Origin of the sequence: Nostoc sp. XA010, assembly GCF_020829625.1 — a bacterium.
Classification (GTDB): domain Bacteria; phylum Cyanobacteriota; class Cyanobacteriia; order Cyanobacteriales; family Nostocaceae; genus Nostoc.
On the sequence record NZ_JAIVFX010000004.1, the window covers coordinates 274,124 to 287,041 of the forward strand.

Here is a 12,918-nt window from a genome sequence, read left to right on the forward strand (position 1 = left end):
AAAGTTTGCCTGAGATAAATTTTCCCATTTGAGCCAATGTCTGATAACACTGGGGGAGAAAAGAAAATTGGGCGATTTTGGAAAAAGTAACTTTAGCAGAATAATGAAAGGGAGTTGAGCTTGTCAACTCCCTAAAGTTCAATTAACTTGAAGCCCCAAGGTTTGAGAGCCGCTAGAGCTATTTCTGGATCTACACCTTCATAAGTCTCCCATTCCAACGGATGCTCTTTAGGATGTCCCTCACCGACATTACCTGCAACTTTGATTATCGGACAGTTAGCGATGCGATCGCGCTCCAATCCTCTTGGAATTGCTAGTTGGATTTTGTGACCGATAAACTTTGCTGTACTTTCATTAGCTACAGATTCACGGATTAAACAAATATCACCAGCAGTTCCCCAAGTAGTTTGGTAAATGTGGAGGAACGATATATAAGTGGCTGGTTTGATGGATCTTTTGAGAACGTGCATTATCTGTAATCCTTACACTATGAGTCAAAAATCATAAATCATACAAGTATTTTCTATCACGTTCGTAGGGAAGAATGTTTTTAATTAACATTTTGCACCTAGCCCAGATGATTATAAATCGTCTGATAGAATATAGCAGTTTTCAGTTAGTCCAATAGGTTTACGCTCTCCAAATTTAGCGTTAGCTTTTGAAAATGATGTCGTATAGTGACAGAAGAATCTCTACTACAATCAAAATCACCACATACCACTCTACTCGCTGGCTACTGCTATGCTGCATGAACTCCAGCACCGTTTGTGCAGTTTGGGCAATTAAATCTAGTTTGCGTTCTAGGGCATGGTGACGCTCACGGATTTCGTATTCATCCTCCAAGCGCAGATATAAGTTTTCTAACTGTGGGGATTCCCAGAGTAACTCCGGCTTATCGATAATCTCTACTTGACCGACAATCTTATGTTGAACTAATAGGGTAGTCCCAAGTTGACGCAGTAATTCCCGGCTCTGGCGTCTACTCCTGTTTTCACGCTGGAGACTAGCTGCAAAAGGTTCAATTTGATCAAATACAGCCGCTAGGCTGGTTTCATAGTGAGACAGCACAACACTCTTGGCAAGAATATCAGCCACTATCTGCAAGCGTTCTACACTAAATTCATGCAGGAAAATTTTTCCTTCCTTAACTCGCTCACTCTCTGCTACGTTGAGATGAATTTCTACCTCTTCTGTTTCTGGGTTGGCAAAAGAGCCACTAACTTGAGAGGATAGTTTGGTCAAGAAGGCTACCTTTTCCACAGGCTCAAGGTTAAACAAGACAACTGCACCATAGTTCAGCAGTACCGCACAGCCGTGTTCACCGACTGAAACTATTACTGGCATAGTCGCCAAGCAAACGTAATTTTCCAAGTTCTGTAAGTTAATATTTTTACCAAGGAATAGGGCCTGCGCTCTAAATCTATCTCTGTCATTAAAAAGGAGTTTTTGCATTGTCGCCCTATGCTAGATTCTGCTTGCTGAACTGCTCAAGTAGCGATGTCTACGACGGGCTACGCCTACGCAATTCATGCCTGTTATTGGAGATCGCTACCATCTCAGCTTACCAATAAATCTATCCAGCATGACCTTGGTAAGGGTTACAGTACTCTTGAAGATCCGGTTTTTTAGCTATGCCTATCATTTAAATAATTTTATTCCCCAATTCTTAGCTGCCTTTTCATGCTAAGAGGATCTAATGATGTCGCTTCTAATCAAAATTTTTTTGCCAGTTGCTACAATCTATTATTTATCAAGCGATCGCTTTCTGGCTATAAGACCGCAAACCACCGCCTGGTAAGGTGTTTGACAAATAATTCATAATTTATAAATGTTACAATGATACAGCAGTTCATAAGCTCATTTTTAAAGAGCGTGGAGAGTTCAGCATCTCAGACGCTCTTTAAATTAGGAATTCTAAATCATGTTGACATAGCTGTATCTTGTCTAAATCTCTACGTCAAGCTTATTTGAGATAAAATTGATTCTGCTGGCTAGGAGCTTTCAGGGTAGCTACCTAGCAAACTTATACACCAGAAAAATTGACAGACTTTAGCTGCGTTTCGATGTTATCTACCGCTTCCGCTCAATGGGAATCAAGCATGGGAGTTCTCGTCAAAAATATCTAAATAATTTGGCTTAATTATTTAGTCTTAATTAATACTGAAATACTGAAGTTTGAAAACGATAAGGCCAACAAGTACAACAAGACCTAGCGCTCTCCGAAAATAATTAACGCCTTGAAATAATTCCAGCCACGCCCAGGTAAACAAAGAGCCATAAGCTACTAGGTCTAACAATGTATTGATTTTGCCGCTTGTAAAAACTACAGTTAGTAAACTAGTTACTATCCCAACAATAAGCGGTAAATTTGGCATCTGAGCTATAACAATGTTACCTTCGTTGTCGCGGAAGGTTTTATCAACCAATGTATTTTGCATCATTTTTAATTGCTAGTTAGACTTACAAAAAGGACTAGGTACTCTCGTGAGAATAGATTTGCAATTAAATACAAATCCAGTAATGATATTAAATCATTAAAAACGGTCTTTTAAACTATCTAATTGCTGAGATGAGAGCGGTAAAGCATATTCCTATATGACTATATTAAGAGGCATACTCACGCTATATCTGCCAAAATATCTGTCGGGAGTTTTTTGCATTTTGCAGCGATTGTGACAGCTTTTATCTTCTGGCTCACCTCGACTGCGCTCGGCGACCACCAGCAAGAACTGCCTCAAAATCCGTAGTTTTATCCTTTATCTAAAAGAGGGTCACGCCACAGCAAATAGCCTGTTATGACAATGCTACTGTTCTTTACTCAAAGGCAAAAGGGTGAGTAAATGAGCCAAAATGGAGTTGTCTAGTTTAATTGCGTAGGCGCAGTGCGCCGTAGGCATCGCTTCCTCAATTGCCCTAGTATCTCCAATGTGGTCCTGTAGGTTGGGCTTCTGATGTGGGCTAGTGTATATTTGAGCAAATTACTTAGTCTTTATAAAATATTTTCTACTCTCTTGGTACTTGCTTTATAGTTACTACTTTTAAGGGAGTTAAACTTTATATTCTAAAATAGACTTTACATCTTGACTATTTTTTAGAAAAACATATTAGTTTGCTTCATCATTTCTTGAATTATAATTCCTTGATAATACCCAGGTAGTAACAGATTAAGTGATTGATATTAGAGAAGTAGTTGAAAAATTGAACTTGTCTAATATTATGAATAAGAAATGGGTTGTTAAACGACTTACAATCAATCTCACATCAGGTGAGGCTGAGAAATTGGAAAAATATTGCTCAAACACTGGCAGACCAGCAACCGATGTAATTCGGGAATTAATTCGCTCTCTTCCAATTCAAAATGAAGAGTAAAAAACCTAAAAGAAAAGGAAAACACACTGGATAAAAACTTAACCAAGAGAGGGAATAAAAGTTTCAATGAACTTGATGCTAGACAAGACTTGTCAGCAAGAGACAGTTCTTCCAGGGGAAAGTAAAAGAGGAATTAGGGCAGGTTGCGCTTTGCTGGGGAGAAAGTTTCCCCTTTTCTCCCTGCTTATTACTCCCGGCTCCCCTATCTATAAAGGCCACAGATTTCGGCAAATTGGCAACTGATGTTGTGCTGTTGGAGCTTTAATAGAGATATCAACAGCGTTAGACAGTGAAGAAGTTGTAGTTTGAAACACAGCTTTAACCCTGCATCACTTCTCCCGCTCTATGCCAGTTGTTGTGTGAGTGCTGTTGAACGCCTCTACATTAGTGATACAGTACTCAAAAGAGTTCAGTTACCGCTCTACAACTGGCTAGAAATGACATAAAAACTACATAGGACTTGCAGATTTCTTCGATAATGAAGCATTATTTGCGTTTTGGAGTTAGAGAGCGATCGCAATGCGATCGCGCCCTCTGGCCCAATATCGTAGTCAATCGCTCAACCATCGAACCTCTCAAGAATATCGAGAGCCGTGTGTTTATGAACTTGTAGATCACAAAGTACTGCGATCGCATTTATAGCGCTTCTCGTTTACGTGAGGTACACCCTACACCTCATGATATAATGTTGTATAGCATCTGAATGGGAACTACTATATTCAAATCATCACTAATAGTTTGATTAGCAAGTATAAAACGAATTTTATCCCAATTTTTTCTTTGGCAAGTAATCCATAGATAGAGACTGCTTTACAAGGAAAAGCTTTAATTTATATACTTAATAAATCTTTTACGTAATTCAACCATATTCAGTTTTTCCCCCTGCCCCCCGGCCCCTGCTCCCCTGCCCCTTTTTACCGTTGATTATATACCTCTGACTTTTCACCACATATGAAAAAGGTCATTTTGAGGGTTTCTCAAGCGCTGATTTTATCATTAGCAGGTAAAAGTCACAGAAAGTTATAATAAAATGACATTTATGGAACCTTCTGAAACTCTTGCTGGTTTAAATATTCTGGTAGTTGAGGATGATGATGATACTCGCTTCTTCATCACTACTGTGTTGCAAATGGATGGAGCAAAAGTTATAGCAGTGATATCAGCAGATGCGGCACGCAAAGTTTTATCTGAATTGCAACCCGATGTTTTAATTTCTGATATTGGTTTACCTGGGGAGGATGGCTACACTCTCATCCGCAAAATTCGTGCGCTCAAACCAATGAATGGTGGACGAGTCCCGGCTATTGCTTTAACAGCCTTTGCTGATAGTGAGCATCGTATCCGTGCCTTAGAAGGTGGCTTTAACACTCATCTATCTAAACCCATTGATCCTGAAGAACTAGTTGAGATAGTGGCTAGCTTAGTTGGTTCTTGTAATTGGTAATCATGAAGCGCTACTGTTCAATTACTTTCTATTAACATTTTTCGCGATTCATGCAAGAACGCCATTTTAAGGCAAATATAGCGGTTCGCATACAACATTATATTGCCAGGTGTAGAGGCACAGCACTGCCATATCCTTACCGATATACCTCACATAAACGAGAAGGGCTATATTTAATTTGCTATTTTTTAAAAGTTCTCTAGTTCAATATTTTTGCTGAATCCCTAATGTCTCGATGCCATCGTCCATCTTCACCCAGCCCAGGAATTTCATTGATGCCTAAAGTTTTTCTCAAAGCTAAATACGATTTACCTTCTTCCGTAATGTGAAAATAGTTTTTTAAATCGCCTTCTCCATCTTGTTGAACTTTTTCAATTCCTTTGCCCAGAAAATTATTAATAAACCCCATAGCTCGAAGATGCTTCAGTTCTATTGCTAAATCATCGTCAAATTTAAAGTTAAATTCTTCTTGAGAATTAAGCTTAATTAGATGCTTAAGTTCATTGCCATCAATCAGATATCTAACTAAAAATTGCAATGTTGCTGATTGTTGCTCCTGAAGCAAGTCAATCCCCTTTTGTTGTGTATTGAGTTCGGCGATTTGCTCATCTTGCAACTTATTGATATCATCTCTAACTTCTTGCTTGAACCTCTTTAGCGCAATTCCCGTACCTGAAATTGAGATATCATCTATGTTATCTAGCAAACCTGAGTTAAACAGCAAAATCAAACTAAATATAATAACTTCCGTATTTCCAATTCTACGGTTTTCTTGAGGAGTTGGGGTAGGAGTAAGTACGATAAAGAGTAAATACAATAATCCTGTAATAGATGCTATCTTTAGAAACCACCAGTTCATATTTCGCTTAGGCTTTTCTTTAGGTAAGCTAGCGTTGGAGTCTGGTAGTGACAAGGGCTGTTCTGAACTGCGCTCAGATTGGTTAAAAGCTAGTTTTTTGAGCGTTTCTAGCTCTTTATTAGCCATTTGGGTTTCGCTGGTGGAATAGGGGACAGAAGATACTGATTCTGGATGGTGGATAGGCAAGCGCTGCCTTTGTAGAAGATGTGCAGCGCTATCCACTCAACAACTAACAATTTTAAACACTAGCGGGCTGCTCATTGAGCAATTCTTGTATCACTTCATCCACCGTCTTTTTCAGATAAACGGCTCGTTCATCTACTGCCCTTACCCAGTCAATAGGAAACCAGTGGTGTTGTCCATCGGGAGCATTATTCTTTATCAATTTGATGTACTTGCCTCCCTCCACAGAGTCGATATTCCCAATATGTGTGTCAGATGCCCCTGATAAACCGCCAGGGCCTTCTGCATAAACTGGCAAATTTTCTTTAATTTGTGATACGTCCATTTTGTACCTCTTGATTGAATTGGTAAAAAGTTAAACCTAAATCCTACTGAGTAGTTTTGTTTGTAAGCAGATAGGTTTTTATTCAATTACACTAGAGGATACGCTCTATTCTTGATGATGTGCTTCATTCTACAGACAGATGGTATTGTACCGAAATCAGTAATTTAATTTGGGTAAAAAGCTTTTAAGGGCTAATGCTTTAAGTGAAAATCAAACCGCTTTGCAAAGCTATTGGATTATCTGGCCAAAGCTACCATAGCGAAACTCAGAGCGACGAATGCCTTTTTCTTCAGTAGTGGTTTCAAATCTGCGTTCCCCTCTGATCTAAACTGCCTCTGGGGACACTTTCACATCTAAATCATCTGGTTTTAAGCCAGGAAATTCTATCTATACGTAGCTTAAAGGCATCGGTAGTCTCGTGGATTTCGGCAGGGGGTGTAAATGCCAGATGCCATGATGGACTACATCCCCTCGTAGGCGATCGCTCTCTTGAGGTGACAGCATTTGATCGAATAGTCTATTTATTTGCAGTTGCATAATTTCTACTTCTCTAAAGAGTTCCCAACCAATTAAAGCTATTTTATTTTCCTCAATTTCCTTTATTCGATTCAATCTTAAAAGCCTGGTTTCTGCCTACTAAAAAAGAAGTAATCTTTATGCAATTGTTTCTATCCAATGGTTTGAACTTCTGTGAACAATTACTGCATTTTTAGATACAAATGAAATTATAAAGAAAACCAACAGTAGCTAAAATGCTCAAAATACTACTAAAGAGCTAAGACAGATTCCTGTAATTTTAGGTAACATGTCGTTATTTGTTTTAATACTGATGTTCATATAAGACTTAATAGCTGGGAAATTTTCAATGAAAACTAGAAAGTTAGGCAAACAGGGACTGGAAGTTTCAGAACTGGGACTTGGTTGCATGGGAATGTCTGAGTTTTACAGTGGTCGTGATGAATCTGAAGCGATCGCCACTATCCATCGGGCTTTGGATCTTGGAGTGAATTTTCTCGATACTGCTGATATGTATGGACCTTTCATTAATGAACAATTAGTAGGTAGAGCAATTAAGGATCGTCGAGAGCAAGTAGTATTAGCAACCAAGTTTGGCAATGTTCGTACCGAAGAAGGTGGTTGGAAAGGAGTTAATGGCAGCCCCGAATATGTCCAAACAGCTTGTGATGCTTCACTTAAACGCTTGGGAGTAGAAGTGATTGACCTATACTATCAACATCGAGTTGATCCAAACGTGCCAATCGAAGATACTGTAGGAGCAATGGCTCAATTAGTACAGGCTGGTAAAGTGCGCTATTTAGGGCTGTCGGAAGCTGCCCCGGCGACAATTCGACGGGCCGCGGCAGTTCACCCAATTACCGCGCTACAAACAGAGTATTCTTTGTGGAGCCGTGACCCAGAAGATGAAATTTTACCTACTATACGAGAACTAGGAATTGGTTTTGTTCCTTACAGTCCTCTTGGTCGTGGGTTTTTATCGGGAGCCATCACCCGTCCTGAAGACCTGGCAGCAGATGATTACCGGAGAAATAATCCCCGGTTTCAGGGCGATAATTTCTATAAAAACCTGCAATTAGTTGAAAAAGTCAAGGAAATCGCTGATGAAAAGCAAGTCACACCTGGCCAACTTGCTTTGGCATGGCTACTGGCTCAAGGTGAAGATATTGTGCCGATTCCTGGTACAAAGCGGCGCACTTATTTAGAAGAAAACATCGCAGCAACTGAGATTGTTCTAACTACAGATGACCTTAGTCGGATTGAAGCAATAGCACCAAAAGGAATTACCGCAGGCGATCGCTATCCTGATATGAGTACTGTTAATCGCTGAGAAAGATCCAAAAAATCAAAGCTTTCTTCCGTTTCAAGTACCCCGATATTTTGGCGCTTTCGCCCTTGAGGCATACTCATGACTATAAGCCACGAGTATGCGGCTTGTAGAAATCAAATGCGAGATGCTAAAAATAGCACCTCGCAAACCGTACCACTTAGTGATAAAAAAGTGCTAATTCCGATTAAACAACCACAAAATTCTTTTCGGTTAGTGTCATTCCGGCAGATAATTGTGCAAATTGTACCTGAGTAAAGCTAGATGCACTGCCATCTTGGTCAAAGAACAATCCACCTGTAGCGAGATTATAGATAAATCGCTGAGTGTTAGTGGTTGCAGATGTTCCGATAGTAAACTTATTTGTCTCAAGTGTACCTGATGATAATCCGCCACCAAAACCAGCAGCCGATACCTGAATCAGTTCATTTGTCGCGTAGAACTCATCAATACTATCAATGCCTTCATTGAAACTATTGAAAGCAAAGGTGTCAATACCAACTTCTCCAATTAGGCTATCATTACCTTTGCCACCTGTGAGGGTATCATTGCCAGAATAACCCTTGAGGGTATCATTGCCATTGCTCCCCACAATCAAGTCATCGTACTGTGTACCTGTGATATCTAATTGTTCGATATTCTTATAGCTAATTCGAGCAGTACCAGCCGTAATTAAGCCAATGTTAGTAATAGCATTGAATGTCGAAGTGATCTTTTCTTCAGCATTACTGTAAGAGACGGACAACACATCGTCACCCTTACCGCCATCTATCGTATCATTGCCACCATAGCCCGACAAGGTATCGTTGCCATTGTTCCCTACAATCAAGTCATTTTGTTGTGTACCTGAGATATCTAATCGTTCGATATTCTTGTAACTAACTCGATTCGTGCCCGCCGTAATTGAGCCAATGTTAGTAGTAGGATTGAATGTAGTTGTGATTCCTTCATCAGAACTGTAAGAAACGGACAACACATCGTCACCCTTACCCCCATCTATCCTATCATTGCCACCATAGCCCGCAAAGAGCGTATCGTTACCCTTACCCCCATCTATGGTATCATTGCCACCAAAGCCCCCAGAGAGCGTATCGTTGCCATTGCTCCCTAAAATTAAGTCATCGTATTCTGTACCAATGATATTTAATTGTTCAATATTCTTGTAACTAACTCCATTCGTGCCCGCCGTAATTGAGCCAATATTAGTAGTGGCATTGAATGTAGTTGTGATTCCTCCAGCAGCAGAATCTCTGTAATCGACGGACAACACATCGTTACCCTTACCCCCATCTATGGTATCATTGCCACCATAGCCCACAGAGAGCGTATCGTTGCCATTGTTCCCCACAATCAAGTCATCGTACTGTGTACCAATGATATTTAATTGTTCGATATTCTTGTAACTAATTCGATTCTTCGTGCCCGCCGTAATTGAGCCACTGTTAGTAGTGGGATTGAATGTAGTTGTAATTCCTCCAGTAGCATAACTGTAATTGTAATCGTCGGACAAGTAATTGACGGACAACAAATCGTGACCCTTACCCCCATCTATGGTATCATTGCCACCAAAGCCCCCAGAGAGCGTATCGTTGCCATTGCTCCCCACAATCAAGTCATTGTATTGTGTACCACTGATATTTAATCGTTCGATATTCTTGTAACTAACTCGATACATGTCCCCGGTAATTGAGCCACTGTTAGTAGTCGCATTGAAAGTTGAGGTAATTCTTTTGGGATCATACGTGTAATAAGCGGACAACAAATCATCACCAATACCTCCATCTACTGTTTGAGTCACTAAAGAAGAGAGGGCTGGATATCGGCCGCTTACCAAGGGGGAATTATTTGGGGTTCTTACATAGAAAGAGTCATTGCCATCGCCACCATTGAGTAGGTTATTGCCGAATGAAGTCTCAGCATTTAAGGTATCGTTACCAGTACCACCGTTGAGAGTGTTATTGCCTGTTGAAAAACTAGCATCTAAGCGATCATCACCAGCGTTACCGTTGAGGGTGTTACTACCAGAGGCATAAAGTATTCCAGCATCCCTGAAAAAGCTGTAGAAGCCAGAAACGGAGAGAGAATCATTACCAGTGCCACCAGAGAGCAGATTATTGCCTGTTGAATAATAAGCAATCAAAATATCCTCACCAGTGCCACCAGAGAGCAGATTATTGCCTGTTGAAAAACTAGCATTTAAGCGATCATCACCAATGCCACCGTTGAGGGTGTTACTGCCAGAAATCGGATTGCGAAAATCAATTAAGCCTTCAGGGGACTCGGTGTAGTCACCATAGGCAAAGAGATAATCATTTCCATCGCCACCACACAGTAAATTATTGCTTTGTGAATAGTTAACATTCAAATTATCATCCCCAGTACCGTCAACGAGGGAGTCATTCCCCACAGCACCAATGAGCGTGTCATTCCCTACACCACCAATGAGCGTGTCTTTGCCCACACCACCTCTGAGTAAGTCGTTGCCAGTTTTGCCATCGAGGTAGTCATTACCGCCCTGACCATTAACCACATCATCTGAATCATCTAAACCCCTAATGTTGTTATCAAGGTCATTAAGGAAGGTGACTGTATTCTTGATGCCGAGGCTAGTATCTGTGAAGTTGGCATCTAGGACATTAAAGCTATCAGTAATGCTAGTTTGCCCGCTAAACAAAATATTGCCGATAGCTGGTCTTGCACCAGTTGCTTTCAGGTTCTGCAAGTTTTCTAATTTGAAGTTTTGCAGGATGACTTTGGCACCACGTGCATCTAGAGCAAGAAATCGATCAGAATTTTCAAAGCCTTCAAATGCTTCAAAGGTGATTTCCAGATTGCTGCCGTTTTGGGTAAGCAGCAGATTTCGGGCGCTGAACAAGTCATTGGAGTCGAATTTTAGGGTGTCGACTTCGGCAATTACTGCTGCTGCCGGGTTTATTCCTTTACCGACGCCACCGAAATCAGTGATAGTATCAGTGCCGCCCTCGCTGACAGGGCGCAACACGTTTTGGGTGTAAACAAACTGATCCTTACCACCGCCACCAGTCAGGGTATCGTCGCCCCCCTTACCTGTAATGATATCGTTGCCTGCAAGACCCTTAATCGTGTCGGCTAAGTCGCTGCCTACTAGCGTATCATTACCCTTGGTTCCAATGATATTTGTCATAATCTTTAACTACCTAAATCAATTTTTTCAGTAACTTAAGTTCTCAATCTGCTGTTTTTGCTATTTTCGTGTACAAAAGACTCGGCGAAATTTGATGTTTTCGGCATACTTTATACCTCAAGAGTGAAGAACAGTAATATTCATCAAAAACTCACCTTATGAAAAGGTTTTTTGATCGCACTTATCTAACTATCAAAGCAGAACAACAGTTTTAACCGCTATACAAATTCATGAGCGCGTGCATTTTGTCAAACAAATAGTTTCAGGCTTTTTTCACTCATCTTTAATCAACCATGAAAGCTGAAAAAAGCTCGAAAAATGAAGATTGAATGTCTAAAATTCACACTTCATAATTTGTTTTTTTCTCAATCGGTAATTCCTACTACTGTGAAAATAGGGAAGAGTTCACTCTTGATAGGTAAAAATATTTTTATACCCTCGTTGTGGGCTATTGCCCGTGAGTGTCTAGCCTGAAAATAGAGAACATCGAAATCACTTTGTATTAACTATATACTACCTACATACTACCGAATTTATTGAAATATCTTTACTTAAAGACACATCTTTGCATATTCTTCATATTATTCACTGTTCTATGTAAGTATAAGTACTTTTGTTTATGTATTGCTGGGTTACGCTTTTTTAGGCGATCGCTAACCTGAAATCAACAACAGCCAAAGTCTTTCAATGTGGAAACTAAACTTTTAAAAATTGTGCAGCTTAACCAGACATACATATTAGAGTAATATAGCAACGGTGGTATCATTGCATCAAAATGATCCCGTAATTTTGTCTAGATATAGAATTCTATCGCCCTGCCAACGGTAGATTATTTCTGAAAGGAGTTTGCTGCAATGTCCACAACGCCTACTACTCGACTGATTTTAGAGACTTTACTTCCCCATCTGAAAGTAGCAGCAGCCTATGCCAATTTCCTTCAACCAAAAATTGCTGCACTTCCTGCCAAAGAACAAGGAAACAACTTTTTTAGTGCTGCACTTACTGATGCAGATGTGGCTATTCAAAATCTGGTAGAAGTAGTACTACTGGGCACTTTCCCAGATATTCGCTTTTATGGTGAAGAGTATGAAAGTTCTAACAATACTAAGTATTTTCGTGCTACCGATCTCGGTTCAGAAGGTGATTATTTAGTCACGCTCGACCCCATTGATGGTACGAAATTTTACATGGATGGACATTCTAATTACCAAATTATTCTCAGTATTCTAAATTCGGATGACTTTGAAGGAGTAATTGCTATTTCCCCTGCCCAAAACATTTATTTTTACGCTCTCCGAGGTGAAGGTGCTTTTAAAGGGACGCTGGAGATGAGCTTAGAAGCTTGTGCCCCGTTACACATAACATCCGCCAAACCTGCTATTTTGTTGGGATGGGGAATGAATGCGATCGCAGATTTACTAAAAGATCGATATAAAGTCATCGATATAGCGACTGATTACTCTAGTGATATTGAAATTCCCAGTCTCAATGGTATTCTTAGTGGCGATTTAAGTGGAGCAGTCATCAAATCGGGTAAATTTCTTGATAGTGCTGGACTCGCTTTTATTGCGAAAGAGGCTGGCTGGATTGTAACTACTCTGGATGGTTCAACTTTACCACCACTGCATACTTGTGAAAACTATAGTATGCCTGGATTGATAATAGCTGCCTCAAAATCTGTTCATCAAGACTTACTGAAAGCGATGCAAAGCTTCAAAAGTGCTGAGTAAGA

General features: G+C 40.1%; 12 protein-coding genes. 5 read left to right on the plus strand and 7 right to left on the minus strand.

Annotated features, from left to right (window positions below; translation table 11 throughout):
• Positions 1-131: 131 nt before the first annotated feature.
• The 3 genes from LC608_RS08550 to LC608_RS08560 form a co-directional block, all read right to left on the minus strand.
• Complete coding sequence (locus LC608_RS08550; protein WP_229553121.1) at positions 132-470, minus strand: hypothetical protein; 339 nt, start codon at positions 468-470, stop codon at positions 132-134.
• Between the two features lie 181 nt (positions 471-651).
• Complete coding sequence (locus LC608_RS08555) at positions 652-1,452, minus strand: RMD1 family protein (protein ID WP_308189844.1); 801 nt, start codon at positions 1,450-1,452, stop codon at positions 652-654.
• 698 nt (positions 1,453-2,150) lie between these two features.
• Positions 2,151-2,438 (minus strand): hypothetical protein, encoded by a 288-nt coding sequence (locus LC608_RS08560; protein WP_229553247.1) that lies wholly within the window; start codon positions 2,436-2,438, stop codon positions 2,151-2,153.
• A gap of 778 nt (positions 2,439-3,216) precedes the next feature.
• Here LC608_RS08560 and LC608_RS08565 point away from each other — a divergent pair.
• From LC608_RS08565 to LC608_RS08570, 3 genes are all read left to right on the plus strand, one after another.
• Positions 3,217-3,369, plus strand: coding sequence for a CopG family transcriptional regulator (locus LC608_RS08565; RefSeq protein WP_229553123.1), 153 nt, complete (start codon positions 3,217-3,219; stop codon positions 3,367-3,369).
• Between the two features lie 478 nt (positions 3,370-3,847).
• Positions 3,848-3,982: a hypothetical protein gene (locus LC608_RS36820; protein ID WP_267871014.1), complete on the plus strand. Its 135-nt coding sequence runs from the start codon at positions 3,848-3,850 to the stop codon at positions 3,980-3,982.
• 426 nt (positions 3,983-4,408) lie between these two features.
• Positions 4,409-4,813 carry a response regulator gene (locus LC608_RS08570; RefSeq protein WP_229553124.1) on the plus strand — a complete coding sequence of 135 codons (405 nt, stop codon included), beginning with the start codon at positions 4,409-4,411 and terminating at the stop codon, positions 4,811-4,813.
• Between the two features lie 199 nt (positions 4,814-5,012).
• On the opposite strand, the gene LC608_RS08575 is transcribed toward LC608_RS08570, so the two are convergent.
• From LC608_RS08575 to LC608_RS08585, 3 genes are all read right to left on the minus strand, one after another.
• On the minus strand, positions 5,013-5,798 hold the full coding sequence (locus tag LC608_RS08575) for a hypothetical protein (RefSeq protein ID WP_229553125.1): 786 nt from the start codon (positions 5,796-5,798) through the stop codon (positions 5,013-5,015).
• 112 nt (positions 5,799-5,910) lie between these two features.
• Complete coding sequence (locus tag LC608_RS08580; protein WP_229553126.1) at positions 5,911-6,180, minus strand: DUF2171 domain-containing protein; 270 nt, start codon at positions 6,178-6,180, stop codon at positions 5,911-5,913.
• A gap of 387 nt (positions 6,181-6,567) precedes the next feature.
• Positions 6,568-6,792: a hypothetical protein gene (locus LC608_RS08585; RefSeq protein WP_229553127.1), complete on the minus strand. Its 225-nt coding sequence runs from the start codon at positions 6,790-6,792 to the stop codon at positions 6,568-6,570.
• Between the two features lie 253 nt (positions 6,793-7,045).
• Between LC608_RS08585 and LC608_RS08590 the strand changes: the two genes are divergently transcribed.
• The gene (locus tag LC608_RS08590) at positions 7,046-8,026 is read left to right on the plus strand and encodes an aldo/keto reductase (RefSeq protein WP_229553128.1); all 981 of its coding nucleotides are present in this window, start codon (positions 7,046-7,048) and stop codon (positions 8,024-8,026) included.
• 184 nt (positions 8,027-8,210) lie between these two features.
• Here the strand turns inward: LC608_RS08590 and LC608_RS08595 are convergent, their stop codons facing one another.
• Entirely contained in the window at positions 8,211-11,186 is a 2,976-nt protein-coding gene (locus tag LC608_RS08595; RefSeq protein ID WP_308189845.1) for a calcium-binding protein, read from the minus strand.
• 854 nt (positions 11,187-12,040) lie between these two features.
• Here LC608_RS08595 and LC608_RS08605 point away from each other — a divergent pair.
• Positions 12,041-12,916, plus strand: coding sequence for an inositol monophosphatase family protein (locus LC608_RS08605; protein ID WP_229553129.1), 876 nt, complete (start codon positions 12,041-12,043; stop codon positions 12,914-12,916).
• Positions 12,917-12,918: the final 2 nt, after the last annotated feature.